Source organism: Calyptranema fuscum S582 (assembly GCF_055793305.1).
In genome coordinates this window covers 1-22,853 of the sequence record NZ_JBSLYH010000071.1, presented here as the reverse complement: position 1 = coordinate 22,853, position 22,853 = coordinate 1, and the positions used below count along the sequence as shown (strand labels likewise).

Genomic DNA, 22,853 nt, shown 5'->3' with positions numbered 1-22,853 from the left:
GAATTCCTCAAGGGTAGATGTTAAAGCGTTTAGGGGGCGATGCTGTATGGCTCTGACTCTGTCCCTGGCAAATGAGCAGGGAGAGTCATCACTGGGTAAGTCAGGTCAATAGCTATTGAGGTGAAATGGGTCGCCAATCGCCGGAGTTAATGAAGGGTGCCCAGTAATAGGGATGGGCGGTCGCCTCATTACTCAGCATGGCTAATTGCACCTGACGCAGGGCTTCACTACGTCCCATGCCCGATAGCAGGTTTTGATAGTATGCCGTCATCAAATCTCGTGTGGTGTCATCTTGCACGCGCCACAGGCTGATCAGTTGGCTCTGTGAACCTGCCAGCACTAATGCCCGTCGTAAGCCATAGACTCCCTCTCCTAACGACAGATCGCCCAGTCCAGTCTCGCAAGCAGATAGAGCCACCAGTTGAGTGCCCAATAGATTTAGACTGCTGACATCCAGGGCACTGACAATACCATCTTCTCCAGTGCCACTTTGCCCAACGTTGACGCCTGACAAGACTAGCCCAGAACGCAGCAGTGGATTGTCTGTTAATACCACCTCTTGCGAGTCACTGGATTCAAAGAAGCCATGGGTGGCAATGTGCAAGATGCGGGGGCGATTCACTTGCCGCAAGGCAGCTTCTGTAGCTGCTTGTCCTTGCAAATTTGGGATTTGGGAAAGGGGCAGATGCAGGGCTTGGGACAGTTGAGCGGCAATATCATTTGCCTCTTCAGCAGTTGCGAGTAATGGCGACCATATTTGTTGTTGCAGGTCAATATAGCGGGTGGCAGTTTGCGCGACATCTACATTGCCAGGGCGTTCAAAGATGGGATTTGCCAAGAGGACAGGATTGGTTTGAGGTGTCGCAGTGGCTTGGGCCTGGAGCCGCAGTAGGTCTCGACCGGAGGTGAGGTAGGTGAGGGTGTAGTTTTCCACCAGGTAGCGCCCGGTTTCATCCACCAATGCTTCAAAGGGAATCAGGTTGAAGGCACCATCGGGAGAAATCAGCAGGTGGTTGGTATCTCCCAATCGCGCTCGAATTGGAGCCATGACACGAGCATCCAGTGATCGTGCGGCTTCTTTAACTTCTTCCACCGTGTAACCCGGATTGCGGAGTACCCCTTGCAAGTCTGCAATCAAAGGGTCAATCTCAGTGGCAGACCCTAAATCAATGCCATCAATAGTGCCATCAGCTTGCAGCAGATAGGCGGCATAGTGGGCTTCTCTGAGACGGTTATTGCCTGTTGCTTGAGGGTCATAGCGCACTAATTCAACCAGTGTGGTTTGGGCAGGCAGTAAAGCTTGAATGGTCGGCAGCTCAATCGGTTGATTGAGTGCTCGAAACTGACTACTACGACGGGACAAGTCGGCTTCGAGTTGTTGAATCTCTGACTCAAGACTGGCAACCTGAGTGCGGTATTGCTCCAGGGGTAAGGATTCAGGACGGTTGAAGACCAGCGTGGAGAGTTGCGCTCGTTTGGCAATCAGGTCGCTGAGCAAAGCTTGGCTGTCGGGATCGAGCTGCTCTCGCAGAATCAGTTGGCTATTGGTGAACAGATCTAGCAACCGTCCTTTGCGTTGGAGGACGGTAAGCAGTGCCAGTTGATCCGCAACCGGAGAGTCTGGCAGATTCTGGAGGTGCAGTGAAATGATGTCGTTCGTCGTGTCTGCAAAGGTGGACAAGAAGTTTTGCTTGTAAGTCTCAGAGCCAACAATGAGATTGAGATTTAAGTTTTCTTCCTCAACGGAGAGACTTTGCTCAAAGAAATTGAGAGCAGAGGTAAAATCATTCTGTGTCCAGGAGAGAACTGCAAGGCTGTTGAGGCTACTTGCCACATCCGGGTGATTGGCTCCCAGGGCTTGTTCCCGGATGGACAAGGATTGCTGGAGAAGGGATTCCATCTGGGCGTAGTTGCCTTGATCGAGGTATACAGATGCCAGGTTGTTGAGACTGGTAGCTACAAGGGGGTGCTCTTCCCCTAATGCCTGTTTCCAGATAGCGAGTGTACGCTGCAAGAGGGGTGCTGCCTGGGCATAGTTGCCCTGTCTCCTGTAAAGCAATGCCAGGTTGTTAAGGCTTATAGCTACATCCGGGTGATTTTCTCCTAAAGCTTGTTCACGAATAGTGAGTGACCGCTGAAAGAGTGGTTCCGCCTGAGCATAGTTACCTTGATCCTGGTATAGCGTTGCCAGGTTGTTGAGACTGGTAGCTACAAGGGGGTGCTCTTCCCCTAAAACGTGTTCATTGATAGTGATCGCGCGCTGGAAGAGTGGCTCTGCTAGGGTATAGTTGCCCTGATCCTGGTAAAGCAATGCCAGGTTGTTGAGGCTTTGAGCTATATCCAGGTGATTTTCTCCTAAGGCTTGTTCGCGAATAGAGAGTGACCGCTGAAAGAGTGGTTCCGCCTGAGCATAGTTGCCTTGATCCTGGTATAGCGTTGCCAGGTTGTTGAGACCGGTAGCTACAAGGGGGTGATCTTCCCCTAAAGCATGTTCCCAAATAGCAATCGATCGTAGGTAGATGGTTTCTGCCTGCGTGTAGTTGCCTTGAGCCTGATATAACGATGCCAAATTATTGAGGCTATTTGCCACATCCGGATGATTTTCTCCTAAGGCTTGCTTCTGAATAACGATCGCACGCTGGAAGAGCCGTTCTGCTAGGGTGTAATTGCCCTGATTCCGATATAGCTGTGCTAAGTTGTTTAGGCTGGTAGCTACAGATGGGTGATTTTCTCCTAGAGCTTGTTCCCAAATAGCCAGCGAGCGTAGGTAGAGGACTTCTGCCTGAGTATAGTTACCTTGAGCCTGATATAACGATGCCAAGTTGTTGAGGGTTTCTGCCACATCTGGGTGATTTTCTCCTAAAGCTCGTTCGCGAATAATGAGTGCGCGCTGAAAGAGAGGTTCTGCTTGGGCGTAATTACCCAGGTTCAGATATAACGTTGCCAAACTGTTGAGGCTGGTTGCCACATCGGGATGATTTTCCCCTAGAACTGGTTCCTGTATAGTGAGCAATCGCTTCAAAAGAGGCTCAGCTTGGGCGTAATTGCCCTGAAGCTGATATAGCTCTGCTAGATTGTTAAGGCTGGTTACCACATAAGGATAATTGGCTTCCAGATCTTGTTCCCAAATAGCGATCGCACGCCGATAAAGAGGTTCTGCTTGGATATAGTTGTTCTGCTCTTGGTATAGCGCTGCCAAATTGTTGAGACCCTGAGCAACAACAGGGTGATTTCCCCCCAGAGTTTGTTCCCCGATAGCCAACGCTCGTTGAAAAAGGGTTTCTGCTTCGGTATAGTTACCCTGCGCTTGGTACACTGCTGCCAGATTATTGAAGGTGGTGACTACATTTGGGTGATTTTCCCCCAGAGTTTGTTCCCCGATAGCCAACGCTCGTTGAAAAAAGGTTTCTGCTTCGGTATAGTTACCCTGCGCTTGGTACAGCGTTGCTAGGTTGTTGAGGCTGGTAAACACAAGTGGGTGATTTTCCCCTAGAGCTTCCTCGCCGACAGCCAACGCTTGCTCAGCCAACAGCATTGCTTCTTCGTAACGTTCTACTTGAAAGAGTTCAGCCACTCGCTGATTCAATTGATCTACTGCTACCAACACGCGGTCAGTCTCCGTAACCGCTCGCCGCTCTAATCGATAGCTCCCTGTTTCACCAGCACCATAGGTATTTGCAAAAATGGTATAAGTTCCCGTTCTGGGCAGGGTGATGATGATGGTCGAGTTTGTTCCTGATACCCCATCGTCGTTTTGGGCAATAACCTCACCGTCAGGACTTTTCAAGATGAGGTAGGCATCAAACTCCTCACTGCTGAGTTCGATGACAAGTTGCTCTCCAGCCATCCCCTTAAAAGTGTGCTCCTGGTAGTAGCTGCCATCTGGCAACGTCGGACTATTGGTGTCTAAGCGCCCAGTAATGGTTGTAGGGGCAGCAGACTCGATGACAGGTGCCTGAGCGATCTCAAGTGGGTTCTCTGAGCTGCTCGTCAGGGAAACGGCTGCTGCTGGGGTGACTAGCCACAGTCCACCGACCAATCCCGGAAAGATGCTTTGCCAAAGGATGTGACTCAGTAACCAACAGCGATTCATGATGAATTCCTCAAGGGTAGATGTTAAAGCGTTTAGGGGGTGATGCTTTGTGGCGCTGACTCTGGCTCTGGCAGGCGAGATTGGGAGTCTTCGATCAGTCGCTCTAGCTCTTGCAGTTGATCTTGAACCTCTGGCAGCGATGCATCTAGGAGTTGGCGGTAATTGGCTTCGGCTGCCTGGAGCCAAATCACCGCTTCAGCATGATTAGCAACACTACGCGCTAGTAGCCCCAAATGCTCCTGGATGTTCGCTCGCTGCTCCAGGTCATCCGCAGCGGTTAAGCCGAGCGCACGGTTGTATTGCTCCTGTGCCTGCCTGGTTAAGCCAATCTGCTCGTAGAGTGATGCTTGCGATTGATAGACGGCAGCACTCTGCGTGCCGTTTTGAATTTGGGTTTCTAGGATGGCGATCGCATTCTGGTTGAGATTATGGTTGCGATAGACTTGAGCGACAGCCAGGGCATGTGCTGTGGGATCGAGGGCTAATGCCTCAATTTGGGCAACTTCTTGATGAACAGCGCTGACATCTGCCGCCGCCAAAATCCTAAACGTCGGCGACGCTGAACCATTTGGATTGGACGATACCCCTTGATCCGTTTCCACCGTTATTTCATAGGTGCGTTCGGCTTCTAATGATTCTGTGTATGCTGTTTTGGTGGCGGTGAGCCAGTCGCTTTCCCACAAAAATCCTCCCCTGCCTCGAATTCTGACACGATAGGTATTGGCATCGGGAATACCATTCCAGGCAATATCAATGTGTCCTGGCAATAGCGCTGTGTTGCGCGGGGTGATGATGTAGGGCAACGTCTCATCGATGGGAGAACGGGTTGGACCAGTTGAGCGGTCAGGGAAGACTCTCGTTGCACAATGATCAGAAACCAGGACTTCACTGGGAGTAGAAATTGTCCAGGTTATCCAGTTAGCGTTGCTATCCAGACAGGTGATTGTTGCAGAGGATTGGGTTCTAACTCGAATACGATGCTCCGGACTAAGTTCTTGATATTGGCTGGCACGCCCCCAAAACAGGGAAAACCGACCTCTGACCTCCACCGTTCCAGAAACCTGGGTGATAGTGACATTGGTGGCTTGAGCAGGTAATGCCATAGCCATCGGTAAACCCAGACCAAGCAGGCAACTAGAGAGAAGCGTTTTGCGGTTCATAATATGGTGTCAGGGGAGGGGCAAGTTTTTCCTTGGGCTTGAAGACGTTGTTGGGCCTGGTGGAGCCATTGATCTTCTTCTGGGATAGAGACGTGACGATGCTCCAGTCGCTCAAGACCTTGTTGACAGCAGACTTGCCATTCTTGCAAGCTTTCGGCTGGCTTATCTTGTTTTTCTCGCACTTGTGCTAATAAACAATGGGCAGCGGCGCTACTCCGGATACGTTGTTGGGTATTCCCGGTGTTTGCGATCGCGATCGCTTTTTCCAACGCAAATTCTGCATCCTGGAGATAGCCCTGAGAGAACCGCGCCCAACCCAGATTTTTGTAGAGATTGAATTCATCTTCAGGGAACACTTGCTTTCTATATCGCAGTAGCAGTCCGTCTTGAAGTAAGGTCACGGCTGCCTGATACTCTTTTTCTTGAATCAGTAATCGTGCCAGATTGTTATGCGCTTCTACCAGCCCTTGACTGGCAGCAACCTGATACGCTTGCTTGGCTTCATCCAGTTTCAACCAGTCTTCATAGATCAGTCCTAAGTTGTAATAGGCGTCGGCATGGTCAGCATCTAACGCGATCGCCTGCCGATAATGTTGCTCGGCTTGCCGCAGATGTCCTCCATAGTACAGATCTAAGCCCCGTCGATTGAAGCCATCGGCGATCGCAGGCAAGCTACACCACAGAATGAAGACACCACCCAGCAGCACGAAGGTGGACGCAAATTTTGTTTCTGACTGCCAGTGTTTGGGAACACCAATTTTTGTCAAAAGTTGCTCAACACTTTTCTGTCCCGCTTCGGTCAAATCGCTGCGCGCTTTAAGAAACGCTAACAACGAAGGAAAGACAACCGCAACGGTTCCAGTTACGCCTAACCCAACGCTAAAAAAACGATTGGCGATGTTCAGCAGCAACGCTAAAATAACTGTCCAGCCACCGACTGTGGAAAGTTTAAATAGCCAATCTTGGCGATCGCGAGGGTGAACGATAGGGTCTTCATCCAGACGCCACCACCAATCTTGGGGCGGTGTAGGCAAGGTGGCACGATAGCTGGATAGGTCAATCGCTGCACAAATGCGCGATCGATGTTGTTTGAGTTTGGTATCCAACGCTTGGACTAATAGCAGGCGGGTTTCAGAAACGGGGGATAGCACGATGAGTGCCTGCCGCACTGCATCACGGGCACAAAGAATAGCCAGTCCCTGTTCTGCCGATAATGCATCTGGATGATCGAGCACTTGCAGTGTGCGGCGATAGAGACTGAAAGCAGACTGGGCAGGCGACGTCATAGGCTGGTGTAGTGCAATGTATTCCCACTCAATTATTGACCATTAAAGTGGGCGATCGGACGCCAATCGCCAGAGTTGATAAAGGGTGCCCAGTAATAGGGATGAGCAGTTACATCATTGCTCAACATAGCCAATTGCACCTGCCGCAGGGCTTCACTGCGTCCCATCCCCAATCGCAGATTTTCGTAGTACTGCACCATCAGATCGCGGGTGGTATCATCTTGCACTTGCCACAAGCTGATCAGTTGACTTTCAGAACCTGCCAATACTAACGCTCGGCGCAATCCGTACACGCCTTCTCCTACGGAGAGATCGCCCAAGCCGGTTTCACAGGCAGATAATACTACCAGTTGCGTGCTCAATAAATTAAGACTGCTGACTTCTAAAGCACTGACAATGCCATCTTCCCCGGTGCCACTTTCTCCGACCTTCAACCCCGATAACACCAGACCAGACCGCAACAGCGGATTTTCAATCGGCACCACTTCAGTTGGGTCAACGGGTTCAAAGAAGCCATGCGTGGCAATATGCAAAAAGCTAGGACGATTCACCTGTTTGAGGGCTGCTTCGGTTGCGGCTATTCCTTGTAGATTAGACACATGGGGAAATTGTGCTTGCGGAAACTGTGCCGCGATGGCATTGGCTTCTTGCGCTGTGCCTTCGAGTGCTGTCCAATTTCGTTGTCTCAGATCGGCATAGCGTGTTGGAGATTGAGCAACACCAGGATCTCCAGGTCGTTCAAAGATCGGATTGGCTAGCAGCACTGGATCGGTTTGGGGATTAACGGCGGTTTGCAATCGCAACAGATCTCTGCCAGAGGTGAGATAGGTGAGGGTATAGTTCTCAACCAAATAGTGTCCGGCTTCATCTACTAATGCTTCAAAGGGAATCAGGTTGAGTGCGCCATCAGGAGAGATCAGCAGGTGGGTTGTATCCCCTAATCGCGCTCGAATTGGAGCCATGACTCGCTCATCCAGTGCCCGTGATGCTTCCTTGACTTCATCAGGGGTGAAACCAGGATTACGGAGTGCCGACTGCAAGTCTGCAATCAGAGGGTCAATCTCAGCGACAGACCCCAGGTCGATGCCGACGATTTGTCCATCCGATTGCAAGAGATAAGCGGCATAGCGAGTTTCTCCAAAGCTGTTATGATTTGCTGTGGCATCAAACCTGCGATAGCGCACCAGTTCAACCAGCATGGTTTGGTCAGGTAATAAGGTCTGGATGGTTGGCAAGTCAATGGGCTGATTGAGTGTTCGAAACTGGCTACTGCGACGCGAGAGTTGATCTTCAAGTTGTTGGATTTGAGACTCTAGGATAGTGACCTGATTGCGATACTCGTCAAGGGGCAGAGACTCAGGTCGATTGAAAACAAGGATAGAGAGTTGCGTTCGTCTGGTATTGAGGTTGTTGAGTAAGGCTTGGCTATCGGGGTCAAGTTGGTCTCGGAGAATCTGCTGGCTATTGGTGAACAGATCCAGAATTCGTCCTTTACGTTGCAAGAGAGTGGTGAGTACCAGTTGAGCAATTGCAGGAGAATCAGACGAAGACTGAACGTGTAACGAGATGACAATGTCAGTTGTGCCAGCGAAGGTAGCGAGGAAGTTTTGTTTAGAAGACTCAGAACCACCCAACAGGTTGAGATTGAGGTTGACTTCTTCAACCAATAAGCTGCGTTGCAAGAAGTTGAGGGCGGAGGTGAAGTCATTTTGCGCCCAGGAAAGCACTGCCAGGTTGTTAAGACTGATGGCAACATTAGGGTGATGTTCCCCTAGAGCTCGTTCCAGAATCAAGAGTGCACGTTGATAGAGCAGTTCTGCCTGGGCATAGTCGCCCTGAGCTTGATATAGAGATGCCAGGTTATGGAGGCTAGCTGCAATATCAGGATGATCGTCCTCCAGTAAGTGTTCCCTGATAGCAAGCGATCGCAGATAGAGGGATTCTGCCTGGGCATAATTGCCCTGCTCTTGGTATAAGACTGCTAAGTTATTGAGGCTAAGGGCAACATCGGGATGATTTTCCCCAAGTGCTTGTTCTCTGATGAAAATCGATCGCTGAAAGAAAGTTTCTGCCTGGGTGTAGTTGCCCTGAAACTGGTATAGCGTTGCCAGGTTGTTAAGGATTTGGGCAATGTTGGGGTGATTGTTACCAAGTACGTGTTCAAAAATAGAGAGCGATCGCTGGTAGAGGGGTTCCGCCTGAGCATAGTTGCCCTGATCTTGATATAAATTTGCCAAATTATTGAGACTATTGGCAACCAGGGGGTGATTGTTTCCTAAGGCGTGTTCAGAGATCGAGAGTGCTCGTTGATAGAGCGGTTCCGCCTGAGCATAATTGCCCTGAATTTGGTATAGATTTGCCAGGTTGTGGAGGCTATTGGCAACCAGGGGGTGATTTTCTCCTAACGCTTGCTCCCGAATAGAGAGCGATCGCAGATAAAGGGGTGCGGCTTCAACATAGTTGCCCTGAGCTTGGTAGAGTAATGCTAGGTTATTGAGGCTGTTAGCAATATCAGGGTGATTTTCCCCTAACGCTTGTTCCCGAATAGAGAGCGATCGCCGATAGAGAGGTTCCGCTTGGGCATAATTACCCTGTGATCGGTATAGTTCTGCCAGATTATTGAGGTTGCTTGCTAACAGAGGATGATTACCCCCAAGTGTTTGTTCAGAAATTGAGATCGCTCGCTGATAAAATAGCTCTGCTTGAACATAGTTACCCTGATCTTGATAGAGTGCTGCCAGGTTGTTGAGGTTGGTCGCAACACTAGGGTGATTTGCTCCTAAGGTTTGTTCAAAGATGGAAAGCGCTCGCAGTAATAGGGGTTCCGCTTGGGCGTAGTTGCCCTCATCCTGGTATAGCACTGCTAAATTATTGAGGCTGTTGGCAACATCGGGGTGATTCTCCCCCAAAGTTTGTTCTCGGATGGAGAGCGATCGCAGATAGAGAGGTTCTGCCTGGGCGTAATTGCCCTGTTCCCGGTACAGTTCTGCCAAATTATTGAGGCTGGCGGCAACAAGGGAAGGATTTTCCCCCAGCGTTTGTTCTCGAATGGAAAGTGCTCTTTGGTAAAGGGGTTCTGCCTGGGCATAGTTTCCTTGCGCCTGATATAAGGCTGCCAGGTTGTTTAGTCTCAGGGCAACATCGGGGTGAATTTCCCCAAAGGTTTCTTCAGCGATGGAAAACGCACGCTGTAAGAGGGGTTCTGCCTGGGCATAATTGCCTTGTACTCGGTACAGTTCTGCCAGATTGTTGAGGCTGGCGGCAACCAGGGGATGATTTTCCTCTAGCACTTGTTCAAGTATAGAGAGCGATCGCTCTGCTAAAGGAATAGCGTCTTGATAACGTCCCGCTTGATAGAGTTCAAAGGCACGCTGATTGCGTTGTGTTGCTTCTGCCACGGCTTGATCTATACCTGTTGCGGCTCGCCCCTCTAAGCTGTAATTTCCGGTCTCACCGACACTGAAGGTATTAATAAGAATGGTATATATCCCGGTTGTCGGCAGAGTAATCATAATGCTGGAATTTGTGCTCAACGTCCCATTGTCATTTTCGGCAATGACCTTGCCGTCAGGATTTTTTAAGATTAAATAGGTGTCAAACTCATCGCTATTCAGTTCAATAACAATTTCTTCTCCTGCCGTTCCTGCAAATGTGTGTTCCTGGTAGTAACTGCCATCGGGCAGTGTGGGGCTATTAATATCTAACCGACCAGTAAGAGAGATGGGAAGCACGTCCTCGGTTAAGGTTGCCTGAGCGATCTGATAAACAGCTGAAGACAGCGTTGAATCAGCAGTTGCGGGGGTAGCGATCCATAATCCACTGATGAGCCCGGTGATGATTCCTTGCGTGAGCAAACGGTGGAACGGGCTGCAACGGTTCATCTTCAGCTCCTGGTATGCAATCGACTGGTGGGGAGAATAGATGGGCGATCGAAATATAATCTCAGGATAGTTTGTTAATGGACTTTAGGAGCGATCGGAGTTTGGGGGATGAGCATCCAGTCCTGTCAGGGCTCCTAAAATTCTATTTACAGGAGAAAGATACGCAGATTGTCCGTATCTTTTTGTGTGGCACTAAATCGCAAATAACTTTTTTAGTGCCACACAAAGAAACCGTAATCTCTGAGTTTTATAGAGGTATAACCTGATTCTCGCTGGGGTATTGAAAAAATTTGGGTAATCCTAAAAAAGTAATGATTTTTTGTTGCGCGGGCGTCGCCCGCGCAACAAAAAATCATTACATGAACACCACTACTAAATGTGCATCATTAATATGACGACTAATGTGGGGGATCTTCAGCATCGATCTCTACCTCGTCTGCGATTTCTTCTACAGCCATGCTGAGTTCCATCTCTAGCTGCTCAACAGTAGGGAGATTTTCTTGGAAGTTAGGGGGAAGTTGGGACTGTAGCTGATAGGTGGAGACCCCGATGGGTTGCTGTGATCCACGAAGGGCATACTCTACAGTTGTTTTTTCTTTCGCTTTGCAGAGAATTATACCGATCGTTGGATTATCGCTGGTGTGTTTCAGCAGGTCATCTACTGCGGAGACGTAAAAGTTCATTTTCCCTGAGTACTCAGGAAGGAACTCGCCCATTTTGAGATCAATGACGACGAAGCACCGTAGGTGAATGTGGTAAAAGAGGAGGTCGAGGCGATACTCTTTACGATCGATTTCGATGGGATATTGGCTACCTAAGAAAGCGAAGCCGAGACCCAGCTCTAGTAGGAAGTTGCGAATGTGATCGACTAATGCGCGTTCGAGATCTCGTTCCTGAGCGTTTTTGCCCAATGTCAAGAAATCGAAGTTGTAAGGATCTTTAATGATCTGTTGAGCCAGGTCTGATTGGGGGGCAGGGAGTGTGCGCTCAAAGTTGGTGATCGCGCCACCTTGGCGTTTATACAGATTGCTTTCAATCTGCATAACTAGGATATTTCGGCTCCAACCGTTTTCGATAGTTTGCTGGATATACCAAAGCCGTTCCTGCGGGTCTTTGACCTTCTCCAGCAGCACACAATTATGAAACCAGGGAATTTGGCCAGCAAGCTGCTGGCTAATTTCTTTTGTGGGATAGGCTTCTGCAAAAGCTCGCATGTACTTGAGATTTGAGCGAGAAAACCCTTTTATGTCGGGGAACTCTTTTTTGAGGTCTTGGGCGAGTCGGTCAATTACCTTTGCGCCCCAGCCTTCAGCTTCCTGCTTTGCCAGGATTTCTCGACCGATTTGCCAATAGAGTTGAATCAACTCCTGATTGACTGCCAGAGCGGCTTTTAGCTGAGCTGACCGGATGCGCTGTTTTAAGCTATCCAGGAAATCGGCGTAGTTACTATCGGGAAAAAGGGATGACTGGCTTGGCATGGGAACGACTCTGGCAGGGTGGCACTCGGCTGACTATATCATTGCTCTGCTGACAGTGACTCAAGATCATGGATTGAATCAAACCTAAGCTTTTTTGAGAAAGCGATCGCTTTGCCGTTACTCTCTTCAATAGAGTGACAGGTTCATGAATCTGTGATTTAGAGGAGGGGAGTGGAACAGGAATAGATAAATTGTGACAGGAAAATATAGTTTTCTCTTCCATCAGGTTTATATGTCATAAAGAGGAGTTATGTCATATAGTTTAATGACTGAATCATACGCCGATTCGAGTGGCTCCTGGCTTCGCTATGAATGACCTGATCGTTTCCAGTCCCAGTTCGTCTGTAGGGTCGAATGTTAATCCACCTGAAATTTTGCTGCCGGCGATCGCTATCAATGCTGGGGAAGCAACGGCGCGGCGGTTGATTGAGTTTTTTCTGGTTAATATTCGCAATCAGAATACTCGTGCGGCGTATGCGTTAGCGGTCAGGCAATTTTTGGATTGGTGTGATGAGCGGGGGTTGCAATTTGCGGATATCAGTCCCCTGGCGATCGCGGCTTATCTAGAACGTCATCCCGGTTCTGCTCCTACTATCAATCAGCATTTGGCGGCGATTCGGTCGATGTTGGCTTGGATGGTGTCGGGCGGCATTCTTCAAAGTAATCCGGCAGCGGAGGTGAAGGGGCTGAAGTATCGCATCAAGCAGGGTAAAACACCTGTGCTTTCGGATGAAGAGATGCGGGAGTTATTGGCTGCGATTGATGTGTCTCATGTGGTAGGGTTACGCGATCGCGCTCTGATGGCTACGATGTTTTTTAGCTTTGCTCGCATTGGTGCGGTGTTGGGCATGAAGGTGGACGACTACTTTACCAAGGGCAAGCGCTATTGGTTGCGGCTGCACGAAAAGGGTGGCAAGTATCATGAAGTACCGATGCATCATAAGGCGGAAGAATATCTCGATCTCTATTTAGATGCGGCGGGTCTGTGGGAGGCGAAGGGTACGCCTCTGTTTCGGACGACGGTAGGACGGACGCGCAAGCTAACAGAGCGAGGGCTTCAGCGTCAGGAAGCCTGGGCGATGATCAAGCGGCGGGCAAAGGATGCAGGGGTGAATACAGATGCTTGCAATCATACCTTTCGGGCGTCAGGAATCACTAATTATCTACGGAATGGGGGCAGTCGGGATAATGCGCAGAAGATTGCTGCCCATGAGGATGGTCGAACCACGGCGTTGTATGACCGACGGGATGACACTATCAGTCTCGATGAGATTGAACGGATACGGTTGTAAGCGATCGCCTCTCCTGTAAAGACTCTGGATGGTTCCTGTTAATCCAATTTCTGAAGAAAGAGATGAAGGACGAAGGGTGAAGGATGAAAAGTGGAGAAAAAAGGCTAGGAATAGGCGATCGCCAATCGACTTTCCGGGATTGGTTAACCTAAGCAGGTGGGGCGACCCACCTGCTTAGGTTAACCATAGTCCCTCTACCAGAGTTGCTTAAAGTCAGTTTCTTGATTCAGAAATTTGAGGAAGCTTCTTACTTTTTCTTGTTCCTGCTCGTTACCTGAAACGTTTGGAAACATTGTTAGCAATTCTGCGTATTGTGTTGTAGGTTTCCAGATTGTTTTGCCATCACTATTTTGAGTTCTACGGAATCGAGGATACATTCGATGCCATAGCCGACCAATTTGACCCATTTTTCCGGTAAGTTCAGATTGCTTAATTAATAGCCCCTGTTTATAGGGTTGATGTAGCCAATCGATCGCAAGGCTGTCTTCTTCATCCTCTGCCAATCGTCCCCAAACTTGCACATTGTCCTGGTGCCAAGCATCCCGAATTCCCGGCGTTAGGTTTTCTTGAGGCTTGAGTTTTTGTAGCCAGGAAAGTTCTTTTGCTTTGTCGTGAAAACTATCCAAAAATTTCGTGATTGCAGCTAAGTCTTCTCCGAAGGGAATGTACAAGGGATGCGATCGCTTTGTGAATTCCCAATGGCAACCAATCAGTTGACGTTTATAGTCTGGGAAAAAGCGAGGATGATAAGCCCGTCGCCAAGATTTGCCGAATCCTCCTAAAAGCATGGCAAATTTCATCAGGCGAATGATGAATTGTTTTAACTCATCCTGTTGTTCAGATGTCAAGTCAGACTTCATGAGTAATACATCTAAAACAGCATCTCCAGTTTCATAGGTTGGGGCTATGTTACTTCGCTGTATAAGCGATCGCCATTCGTCCAATTCTAAATCGGGCGCATTAAATGAAATGCCTAGCAGACCCACAGTGGCATCTTCTCCGCGCCCAATACCACCCCATAGTAGCTTTGTGATTTGGTCTGTCGTCGTTTCATTGGTAATGCCGTTAAACAAGCGTCGAGTGTGCCCTCGCAGAGCTGCTTTAAATATATTGGGGCGAAATTCTCCCTGTCCGTTGATTAATTTGGACGCTTGTCCTTCACCAGACAAACCAAACCCTACCAATTTATTGCCACTGTGAGTTGCAATCTGACCGTAGCCTGCACTCACTCGCGATCCAATACCTTGTTCTAAGGCAGTTTGCCATACCTTCCAGACCAACTCCCATTGCTCAGAGGGCAACGTTTTTGAACTTGAAATTCCAAACACAAAGGTCGGTTGATGCAAAGAAATTTGGATGAATGCACCGTTATTTTTCTGTCCTTTTAATTGCCAATCTTCTTGAGGATGCACAATATCCACTAGTGAATCATCTAGCCACTCAGCATCGTCAGGGTATCCTCCATGAAAGCGCAACACACCAGGATGCAATTCCCCGTCTTTGTCTTTGCCACCACAGAACAACAGAACTTCATCCGCAGGACAAAGCTGCCTACAGGCTCTCAAAAATGTGCCCTTCATACTGGAGCCAGGGAAATAAGCCCACCCCCGTTCTCCAATCACGGGGCGAATCACTCCAGCATCCTGACCGCTGTTTGTGACCATGCGCCAGGTGAATCGACATTTACGAGTCTGAATGTGCGATGCAAACTGGGGCGTATTGTTTTCATCACAGCCTTTTTGCCATTGCTGCGCCCAGTCATAAGCTTGCTGGTCAGCCTTCTGACTAGGAATTAATCGCTGAATTTGCGATCGCCCTTCCACCTGTGCCTGAAACATCAACGGCACATAGTCCTGATTTGGCATAACAACTTACCTCTCACCACTTATTTCTTGTACCGCTGTGTCCACCAGACTAGGCTGTCACAAAGCTGCGCCAGTACAGCTAGAGCGACTTTACGATGTTCAATTGGGAATTTTTTCTCGTCCCAAAGTTTGGCTGCCATATCCTTAATGTCTGAAGTTTTACCAGGATTAACAGGATCATTTGGAACAGCGACTTCTGCTTCTGTCATGATTTCATGTAAAGCATTCCAGGTTGCCTTCCAAAAATCTGACTTATGCTGTTCTTCTTGATTTGGCTTCTTTTTATTTGTCTGGTCTAATCGTAAATGCTCTCCCCAGAAACGCTCTAATCCATAAGCGGTGGTAGCTCGCATCTTATGGCTTTCACCCAATACATCCCGATCTCGGAATTCCAACACCAACTCTTGAGCAATTCGATCGATCTCGTACAGCTTCCAAGTCATGCGGCTACTCCTTCACCTTTTAGCGTAATTTGACAATTACCAAACCCAATCGATTCCAATCCACCCAGGTAAATTTCACCGCTCTGCTCCTCTTGGCCAAAGGGTTTCCAGGGAGTTTTAGAATTAGTCTCTCGAATGGCGATCGGGAAGACCATAATCGTTCCCTCTGGCAGCGCTTCAGTGTTGAAGAACCCACCCCCGTCTACCCGCTTTTCGTCATCTTTCAGCCGCACTCGGCTTTGACGATACAGTGCCATATCGTGAATCATGCCAATCTCATCATCGCCAACAATGACCGAAGGTAATTCTTCGCTATTGGGAAACCATGCTTTCAAATTGGTAGTTTCTTTCAGTTCTAAGAAACCAAAGTTAAAGAAAAGCTTTTTTTTACCTTCTACGTTGAGTGGCTTGAGCGTTGATGACCCCGTATATTTTTCAGGAATTTGGGCATCTTTGAGTTCGCTGCCCACAATGCGCTGATAACGTTTCAACAGTTTTGGAGAACTAACCCATACAATGGGTTGTCCGGGGCAAAAAACGGGTAGCCACAATAGAGAAGCATACTCAAATTTCACGATCGATTCTGTTGTTGAGTCTGATTCTCCTTTCTCTGCTGGTGCGCCATACCATTCGTTTTCACTTCCCTCCACGTCACGCCGCATCTCAGAACGAAACCGTCCTCGAATGGAACTTCCAGGAATAATTCCAGTTTGCGTAAACTGATCTCGGAAGATCAGATTCAGATTGCCGCTTTCTTCTCCAGCAGTTGCTCCCACATGAAGGGGAGCCAGGGTTTCGATGATACCGTAGGCTTTTTGATACATAGTCAATTGGATAAGTTGAAGTTGATTGGATAAAGCTGAAAAAGCAACAACTCAGGCTGCCTGAGCCTGGGATGACACGGCATTAGGTAGAGCAAGTGCCAGACCACAACCCCAGCGGTTCAGGTAGGGACCTTCTCTGGGAAAGAGATCGGCAGACCACTCATTCCAGGGAAGTTGGGGGTTACGCATAACATAGACGGTGCCAGCGGGAACGGCGTAACGCCCTCGTGAAAGGCGTTTGACTGCTCCTTTTCCTCCCATGCGATAGCGGAAGGGAATGGGTTTGTCTGTCAGGATTGATTCCTGTCCGGTTTGGGCATTGTGGTAGATGTCCGATCGCCATTCATCGGGATAACGCAAGGAAAACCGATTAGAACCCCACACCCCCGGAGTAATCAAGGCAAAGGAGTGTCCTAGGGAGGTAGGAGTGAGGCGATCGCTGACAGTTTTCGCTAATTCGTGACAGGTCACTTCAACCATGTGCCCCTCGCCTCCAAAGCGATACCACCCGTCCTGTAAACACCGATTAGACAGATATACCAGGCAAGCATCGGGCGGCATTTGCACTGCATTTTCCAGGAACAGGCTGCCCTGGGTATCGGGTTCATCACCCAGATCGGTTTCTTGGTTTTGGGGAGGAACTGCTACTCGGCGTTGATCTAGATCCAACCGAGGATGCAGGTGGGGCAAAAACTTCCAGGGTGACCGTTGGATGGATTTGGGATTGTCCCACTGGCGGAGGGAAAGCCAGGTTTGGGAATCGAACTTGCCGATGGGGAGTTCGCCGTTTTGATTGCGCCATCCCCATTGCTTTGGGTTATCGACTTGGGGTTGCCAGGAGAGCGTTTGGGCGATCGCCTCTTCCCCCTTTTCCACTAGATAGATGAATGGCGTGGGAACGAAAAAATCCTGGTCGTTGTTGCTGGCAAGGGTGTCCGTCTGAGACCAGAAGGGACCCGCCAGTTGAAGATTCTGAACCTCATCATTGCCGTAGCAGGCAGCAAAGATACCTGATAGAGTAGCGGCACTGGGAGGAAAACTGTTTCCTGCCCGTCCGACCAGATTTTCGGGTGAGAGGAAGGGGCCAGCGCTGCCATAGAGGAGACCGAGGGGATGGATCGCAATCAGGTACTGAAAGGGAGCGTTTGAGTTTTTAGACATGCTTCAGGCGGCTGGTATGACGACTGGTATGAGTTCGTGGAGGGGTTGGGTCAGGTGAAAGCCAACTTTGGCGAGATTAATTACCCATTCGTTAAAGGCGGGTTCGATGCGATCGCTCGTTTTGAAAGAAGCCCGATCGCCCAGAATGCCACTGAACTCCCGCAGATTCGTGTTCTCTGCATCTCGATTCCACCAGTTTTTTGGGTTTTCTAGCAGTTGGCGGTAAGCGTTGCCAAAGTAGATTTCGATCAGTCCCAGGGCGACGCTAGTAGATTGGAAGGCATGGCGGGCTTCCAGTGTGGCAACATCGTTGTAAATGTGAGTCCAGTTGGGGGTATTTTCATGTCCCTGGATGTCCCGGCGATCGCAGTAGGAAGCGAGTAATCCAGTTTCAGGAAATTTTACAGATAGGTCACTTGGAAGGACGGAGAAGTCACCTTCTAGCAACCACCAGGGGCAAACCCATTCTAGATAATTGCCACTGTTGAACAGGATGCGAAAGGCAATGCGATCGCGTCCGGCACGTTTGGCAGACTGTTCGGCTTCACGGCACTGTTGCAACACATCGCGCTGAGGGACGTTGGGTGCCGCCCAGACAAAGCCAACACTGACGGTGATGGGATGGCCGTTTTCCTTCCAAACCTTTGATTTGAAGGATTCAAACCATCGCAAACATTCCAGCGAGGTCATTTCTGGATAAGGGTGCTGACGGTAAAGAACCCCTAAGAAATCATCACCACCTGCATAGATAATGCGTCCATCGCGATCGAGGTTTTTGGGAAATGATGGGTTGAACTCCTGTCTAGGAAGGTGTTTCCACAGGTTGCGCCCCCACATTCGCAAATCGTGGCTGAATTGATGAAGTCCATCATCCTCTTGGTCGCGCAGATAGTCGCCTGCCCGATCGCCATCTCCCTGAAACCAGCCTGTCCAGCGCTTATTCTCTTCACGCTTGGTATCCTCGTCAAACTGTTCAGCTCTATCATCGGGTCGATTTAGCAGACGGTTGAGATCTCGGAATGATAGCGGTATGTCTTTACCGTGAATTCGTAAGTCTTTATGGAAATCAACAATCTCTCGTACCGTGACCAATCGCTTTACCAGTTCGGGGATGCTAAGAAATTCACGCGGGGTAATGGTTGCTTCTCCCAGCAGGGTACTAAGCTGACCGTAGAAGGCTCGCACTTCTGCATCTTCCTCGCGCTGAGGGCGGGTGTAGGGCTTGTGTTTGCCCAGGTGGGGCCATGCCCGACTGTCAATCCCTGAAAGCGAGGAGCTTTCACCCATCCAGTTAACCCCAACCCAGCCGCGGGAAAACTTGCGATCGCTCAGGGCTACTTTTGCTTCGTCGCCGCTGGCTCCCGTTGCCCAAAAGAATTCCCAGGCATGGTTTGTCCAGGCTTGCCAGGAGCGATGCCAGTATTCGTATTCCCAGCGATCGCCCGTTGGGGTTTGGGGAATCTGGGTTTCAATCCAGAGGCGACAGGTTTCGACGATGCGCGTCCAGGCGGCAGAGAAGGCATTGTGAGCTTCTGAGTAGGGAAATTCGCCGCGGATGAGAATCTGGTTGGGCACTCCCTGGGTGACATCAATCAGGGCAGGGGAAACGACCGGATCGGCAGGCCATGTCAAAGCGTTAGAGCCAGTTAGGTGGCGTTGAGCAGCTGTGCAAAGATGCTCGGACAAATACGACAGGATAAAGGAACTGCCGTAGAGATCTTTTAATTTTCGAGACTTTTCGATGAACCCCTGCACAGGGGCAAAGGTCATAGCCGTATACACAGGTAGGGGCATAGCTGAGGAAGAGGAGGTACAAGCGTGATGGAGCTACTGTAGCAGCACTCTGGAAAGGGATGCTTCCAGAGTCGTTTTGAATAGAGTCAGGGGCATTGCGATCGCCCCATCGCGTTCAACCTACCGTAGTTGAGAATCAGCCAGAACGGGCTAGATTTAAGCAATTCTTTGTCCCTACTGAAAAACGGGCATAGCTGATAGCGGTACGATTGCCCCCTTGCCCCCCAATTCTGGGGGAACCATATGATGACTTAAGTCGATTACCTGAAACAACGCAACCAAAGGAGAAGACTGCATGACAAAACCGAGTTGGATTGTTCGGGCGATCGCCGATCCCACCAAGAATTTTTTGGCGTTCTTTTTAGTAGGCACCCTGCTATTTACCGTTGTGTCGGATGGGGTGTCTTATCTCGTTTGGGATGCGTTGGGAACCTGGATAGAAAACCATTGGGGGATTCAACAAGCCTGGTTTCGGGTTGTGCTAACGGTGGGGTTGCTGTTGCTGTTGCTGGGGTTAACCTATGGAACAGATCTCTCTCGTTGGTTGCTGGGTCAGTTACGGCGATCGCCCCTGTTTGCAGCAGTGGAAGTGCCTCAAGCGAATGTTGTACCCCTGCAACGCACCTATCCCGGCTTGATTGTGGCGATGAGTCCGAAAAACCATTCTCCTGCTGAGGAGGCAATCAGATTTCACTGGAACGAGGGACAGGTGCCCCATTTACAAGATTGCTGGCTGATCTGTACGCAACAATCGCTGCCCTTTGCACTGGATTTGGCAGAGCAGTTGACAGCAGAAGGAGCCACTCAAACCCTGCGACTGCACTACGGAGCCTATGAAATAGAGAATCCAGAGATGCCAGGGGAGAGGTTTAGCCTGGTAGTGCCAGATGCTTTGATGGATGACCCCAATTACATTCAGCAATTGGTGAATTCTATTTATGCGGATGCAGAAAGCCTGGGTCTGGCAGAGTCAGAGGTGATTGCAGACTACACAGGTGCAACTAAAGGAATGACGGCAGGAATGCTGCTGGCTTGCACGCGACCCGAACGACCCTTGCAATACATCAGCCAGGTGAATCCGGGGCAGATTATGGCGGTGCAGGTATCTTATCGGTTGCGTCCTGTGCGAAAGTAGCCCCCTAACCCCCAATTTTGGGGGAGCCAAACCATTCAAGCAGAGGCTAGGTTGGTATGTTGCCATTACTTCGCGATCGCTTTCTTTCCCTATCTAACTTTGAGCAAGCCTGGGATGTGGTAGCCAATAACCGTGGCTGTGCCGGAGTGGATGGGGAAACCATTACAGGCTTTGGCTCTTACAAGGCAGATGCCCTCTTGGCGTTGCGAGAAGCAATCGCAGAAGACTGTTACCGTCCGATGCCCCTACGCCAAATTTGGATTCCCAAGCGATCGGGAGGCTGGCGTGAGTTAGGAGTGCCCACCGTCCGCGATCGCTTGGTGCAACAGGCGCTATTGCAAGTGCTATATTCGCTGGTTGAGCCGCAATTTGAGCCATCTAGTTTTGCTTACCGTCCGGGGCGCTCCCATCGGCAGGCAGCAGCGCAGGTGGAGATATGGCGCGATCGCGGCTATACCTGGGTGCTGGAAGCCGATATTGTGTGCTATTTCGATCGCATCCAGCATTCCCGATTATTGGCAGAGCTAAAGGAGCGGGTAAATCTGCCCTGGGTAATGGCGCTGGTCAAAGCCTGGATTACCATAGGCAAGCTAACCCCCGCAGGAATTGTGTTGCCCACGGCAGGTATTCCCCAGGGGTCGCCGATTTCACCCATGCTGGCGAATGTATATCTGGATGACCTGGATGAGTCGATGGCGCAACCGGGCTGGAAGTTAGTTCGCTATGCAGACGATTTTGTAGTGCTGGCTCGCAGTCAGGAACGGTTACAGGAGGCACGGGCAACCCTGAACGCATTGCTGACTGGGATGGGGCTGGAATTGCACCCCGAGAAAACAGGAATTACCACATTTAAGCAGGGGTTTCGATTTTTGGGTCATACCTTTGCGGGAAATGTGGTGGTGCCACCTACTCCCCGACGCAGACAGATTAAGCCGGAATCTCGGCAGGGGTCGGAGGTGCGGTTAGTGCATATCGATCGCGGCAAAGTGGAGGAAACCATGATGCAACAGGCGCTAGTAGAGGCATTGAAGGCAGCACAACAGCCCATTCCACCCCCGCTGTTTGTGGTGTTGGGGTATGGGGTGCGATCAGATACGTCGGTCAAAATTGAATCCCCTGAACGGGAATGGAGCAATGGTATGTCGAGTTTGTATGTAGTAGAGCAGGGAACCTGTGTGAACAAGGATGAGGGACGGTTCCGGCTCAGCCCTCCCAAAGGAGACTCCCTGGAGGTGCCGATTCGAGAGGTAGAACGGATTTTGATTTTTGGGCAGGTGCAGGTCAGTACGGCAGTGATTGGGCTGTGTTTGAACCAGCAGATTCCGGTCATCTTTTTAAGCCAGACGGGAGAGTATAAGGGGCATTTGTGGAGTGCTGAATTTGAAGATTTGGCGGCAGAACGCTATCAATTTTTGCGTCAGGCAGAAGCTCCCTTTCAACTTTGTACAGCGAGGGCGATCGTCTGGGGTAAGTTGATGAACTCTAAGCAATTGCTATTACGGCTAAACCGCAAACGGAAGCTAGAAGCCGTTGCTCAGGCAATTCAGGGGATTCAGCGAGATATTGAGTCTTTAAGTTCAGTCACATCGTTAGATCAATTGCGGGGATATGAGGGCATTACGGCAGCCCGATATTTTCCCGCCCTGGGACAATTGTTGGTCAATCCGGGGTTTAGTTTTCGAGAACGCAATCGGCGACCTCCCAAAGATCCCGTTAATTCATTGTTGAGCTTTGGCTACACTCTCCTGTTTAACAACATGATGAGTTTGATTTTGGCGGAGGGGTTAAATCCCTATGTTGGCAATCTGCATGGAACAGAACGAAAGATGCCTGCGCTGGTGCTGGATTTAATGGAAGAGTTTCGTTCTTCCATTGTGGATAGCCTGGTGGTAAAGCTGGTTAATAGCAAAACATTTCAGCCTACCGATTTTACATGGCCCACGTCAGAAGGCGGCGTTTATCTGGCAGCGTCAGCCCGACGGCTGTTTATTCAAAAGTTTGAACAGGCAATTACCCAATCAGTAAAACATCCTGATTTGCAGGAAGCTGTATCTTATCGTCGGGCGATGCATCTTCAGGTGCAGCGATATAAAGCAGCGTTGCTAAAAGATATTCCCTATGAAGCGTTTTTGCGATCGGTCTAATGCTGGTAATCGTTACTTACGATATCCCTGATAACAAACGGCGCACTAAGCTGGCTGCGTTTCTGGAAGGATATGGTCGGCGGGTACAAAAAAGTGTGTTTGAATGTTTTTTGTCTCAAGCTGAAATGAAGCAGCTATATCACCATGTCCAGCGGCGGGTAAAAGTCGAAGAAGACAATGTGCGTTTTTACTGGCTGTCTCCTCAAGCGGTGCAGCAAGTGTTGGTCATTGGGGGCGATCCGCCTCAACCCCCACCCTCGGTTTACATCGTCTAAGAATCAATCGACACACCAGGGA

The 22,853-nt window shown here is 49.7% G+C and carries 15 protein-coding genes; 4 read left to right on the top strand and 11 right to left on the bottom strand.

Annotated elements, in window-relative coordinates; translation table 11 throughout:
* Positions 1–112: 112 nt before the first annotated feature.
* From ACR6Z4_RS29335 to ACR6Z4_RS29315, 5 genes are all read right to left on the bottom strand, one after another.
* Positions 113–4,093 carry a tetratricopeptide repeat protein gene (locus tag ACR6Z4_RS29335; protein WP_479720900.1) on the bottom strand — a complete coding sequence of 1,327 codons (3,981 nt, stop codon included), beginning with the start codon at positions 4,091–4,093 and terminating at the stop codon, positions 113–115.
* Between the two features lie 32 nt (positions 4,094–4,125).
* Positions 4,126–5,202, bottom strand: coding sequence for a tetratricopeptide repeat protein (locus ACR6Z4_RS29330; protein WP_479720899.1), 1,077 nt, complete (start codon positions 5,200–5,202; stop codon positions 4,126–4,128).
* 47 nt (positions 5,203–5,249) lie between these two features.
* On the bottom strand, positions 5,250–6,539 hold the full coding sequence (locus ACR6Z4_RS29325) for a tetratricopeptide repeat protein (RefSeq protein ID WP_479720898.1): 1,290 nt from the start codon (positions 6,537–6,539) through the stop codon (positions 5,250–5,252).
* Between the two features lie 32 nt (positions 6,540–6,571).
* Positions 6,572–10,420, bottom strand: coding sequence for a tetratricopeptide repeat protein (locus ACR6Z4_RS29320; RefSeq protein ID WP_479720897.1), 3,849 nt, complete (start codon positions 10,418–10,420; stop codon positions 6,572–6,574).
* Positions 10,421–10,818: 398 nt separating this feature from the next.
* The gene (locus ACR6Z4_RS29315) at positions 10,819–11,898 is read right to left on the bottom strand and encodes a PDDEXK nuclease domain-containing protein (RefSeq protein ID WP_479720896.1); all 1,080 of its coding nucleotides are present in this window, start codon (positions 11,896–11,898) and stop codon (positions 10,819–10,821) included.
* Positions 11,899–12,206: 308 nt separating this feature from the next.
* Here ACR6Z4_RS29315 and ACR6Z4_RS29310 point away from each other — a divergent pair, with 308 nt between their 5' ends.
* Positions 12,207–13,190 carry a tyrosine-type recombinase/integrase gene (locus tag ACR6Z4_RS29310; RefSeq protein ID WP_479720895.1) on the top strand — a complete coding sequence of 328 codons (984 nt, stop codon included), beginning with the start codon at positions 12,207–12,209 and terminating at the stop codon, positions 13,188–13,190.
* A gap of 194 nt (positions 13,191–13,384) precedes the next feature.
* On the opposite strand, the gene ACR6Z4_RS29305 is transcribed toward ACR6Z4_RS29310, so the two are convergent.
* From ACR6Z4_RS29305 to ACR6Z4_RS29280, 6 genes are all read right to left on the bottom strand, one after another.
* Positions 13,385–15,055 (bottom strand): hypothetical protein, encoded by a 1,671-nt coding sequence (locus ACR6Z4_RS29305; protein ID WP_479720894.1) that lies wholly within the window; start codon positions 15,053–15,055, stop codon positions 13,385–13,387.
* Positions 15,056–15,075: 20 nt separating this feature from the next.
* Positions 15,076–15,498: a hypothetical protein gene (locus ACR6Z4_RS29300; protein ID WP_479720893.1), complete on the bottom strand. Its 423-nt coding sequence runs from the start codon at positions 15,496–15,498 to the stop codon at positions 15,076–15,078.
* The gene (gene cmr4, locus ACR6Z4_RS29295; protein ID WP_479720892.1) at positions 15,495–16,322 is read right to left on the bottom strand and encodes a type III-B CRISPR module RAMP protein Cmr4; all 828 of its coding nucleotides are present in this window, start codon (positions 16,320–16,322) and stop codon (positions 15,495–15,497) included. The genes ACR6Z4_RS29300 and cmr4 overlap by 4 nt, the downstream gene beginning before the upstream one ends.
* A 51-nt stretch (positions 16,323–16,373) precedes the next feature.
* Complete coding sequence (locus tag ACR6Z4_RS29290) at positions 16,374–17,483, bottom strand: type III-B CRISPR module-associated Cmr3 family protein (RefSeq protein ID WP_479720891.1); 1,110 nt, start codon at positions 17,481–17,483, stop codon at positions 16,374–16,376.
* A gap of 3 nt (positions 17,484–17,486) precedes the next feature.
* A complete protein-coding gene (locus ACR6Z4_RS29285) occupies positions 17,487–19,277 on the bottom strand; it encodes a Cas10/Cmr2 second palm domain-containing protein (protein ID WP_479720890.1) in 1,791 nt (596 codons plus the stop codon).
* 174 nt (positions 19,278–19,451) lie between these two features.
* Entirely contained in the window at positions 19,452–19,574 is a 123-nt protein-coding gene (locus ACR6Z4_RS29280) for a hypothetical protein (protein ID WP_479720889.1), read from the bottom strand.
* On the opposite strand from ACR6Z4_RS29280, the gene ACR6Z4_RS29275 reads away from it, so the two are divergent.
* Genes ACR6Z4_RS29275 through cas2 form a run of 3 tightly spaced genes read left to right on the top strand, consistent with a single transcriptional unit; the run spans position 19,573 to position 22,831 of the window.
* On the top strand, positions 19,573–20,412 hold the full coding sequence (locus ACR6Z4_RS29275) for a CRISPR-associated protein (RefSeq protein ID WP_479720888.1): 840 nt from the start codon (positions 19,573–19,575) through the stop codon (positions 20,410–20,412). The genes ACR6Z4_RS29280 and ACR6Z4_RS29275 overlap by 2 nt on opposite strands.
* 56 nt (positions 20,413–20,468) lie before the next feature.
* Positions 20,469–22,556: a CRISPR-associated endonuclease Cas1 gene (gene cas1, locus ACR6Z4_RS29270; RefSeq protein ID WP_479720887.1), complete on the top strand. Its 2,088-nt coding sequence runs from the start codon at positions 20,469–20,471 to the stop codon at positions 22,554–22,556.
* Positions 22,556–22,831 carry a CRISPR-associated endonuclease Cas2 gene (gene cas2 / locus ACR6Z4_RS29265; RefSeq protein ID WP_479720886.1) on the top strand — a complete coding sequence of 92 codons (276 nt, stop codon included), beginning with the start codon at positions 22,556–22,558 and terminating at the stop codon, positions 22,829–22,831. The genes cas1 and cas2 overlap by 1 nt, the downstream gene beginning before the upstream one ends.
* Positions 22,832–22,853: the final 22 nt, after the last annotated feature.

Bases quoted from the DNA above. Each gene is read 5' to 3' on its own strand.
- ACR6Z4_RS29305 (WP_479720894.1), bottom strand. From the start codon at position 15,055: ATGCCAAATCAGGACTATGTGCCGTTGATGTTTCAGGCACAGGTGGAA.
- cmr4 (WP_479720892.1), bottom strand. From the start codon at position 16,322: ATGTATCAAAAAGCCTACGGTATCATCGAAACCCTGGCTCCCCTTCAT.
- ACR6Z4_RS29325 (WP_479720898.1), bottom strand. From the start codon at position 6,539: ATGACGTCGCCTGCCCAGTCTGCTTTCAGTCTCTATCGCCGCACACTG.
- ACR6Z4_RS29285 (WP_479720890.1), bottom strand. From the start codon at position 19,277: ATGCCCCTACCTGTGTATACGGCTATGACCTTTGCCCCTGTGCAGGGG.
- ACR6Z4_RS29290 (WP_479720891.1), bottom strand. From the start codon at position 17,483: ATGTCTAAAAACTCAAACGCTCCCTTTCAGTACCTGATTGCGATCCAT.
- ACR6Z4_RS29275 (WP_479720888.1), top strand. From the start codon at position 19,573: ATGACAAAACCGAGTTGGATTGTTCGGGCGATCGCCGATCCCACCAAG.
- ACR6Z4_RS29335 (WP_479720900.1), bottom strand. From the start codon at position 4,093: ATGAATCGCTGTTGGTTACTGAGTCACATCCTTTGGCAAAGCATCTTT.
- cas2 (WP_479720886.1), top strand. From the start codon at position 22,556: ATGCTGGTAATCGTTACTTACGATATCCCTGATAACAAACGGCGCACT.
- ACR6Z4_RS29330 (WP_479720899.1), bottom strand. From the start codon at position 5,202: ATGGCTATGGCATTACCTGCTCAAGCCACCAATGTCACTATCACCCAG.
- ACR6Z4_RS29280 (WP_479720889.1), bottom strand. From the start codon at position 19,574: ATGCAGTCTTCTCCTTTGGTTGCGTTGTTTCAGGTAATCGACTTAAGT.
- ACR6Z4_RS29320 (WP_479720897.1), bottom strand. From the start codon at position 10,420: ATGAACCGTTGCAGCCCGTTCCACCGTTTGCTCACGCAAGGAATCATC.
- ACR6Z4_RS29300 (WP_479720893.1), bottom strand. From the start codon at position 15,498: ATGACTTGGAAGCTGTACGAGATCGATCGAATTGCTCAAGAGTTGGTG.
- cas1 (WP_479720887.1), top strand. From the start codon at position 20,469: ATGTTGCCATTACTTCGCGATCGCTTTCTTTCCCTATCTAACTTTGAG.
- ACR6Z4_RS29310 (WP_479720895.1), top strand. From the start codon at position 12,207: ATGAATGACCTGATCGTTTCCAGTCCCAGTTCGTCTGTAGGGTCGAAT.
- ACR6Z4_RS29315 (WP_479720896.1), bottom strand. From the start codon at position 11,898: ATGCCAAGCCAGTCATCCCTTTTTCCCGATAGTAACTACGCCGATTTC.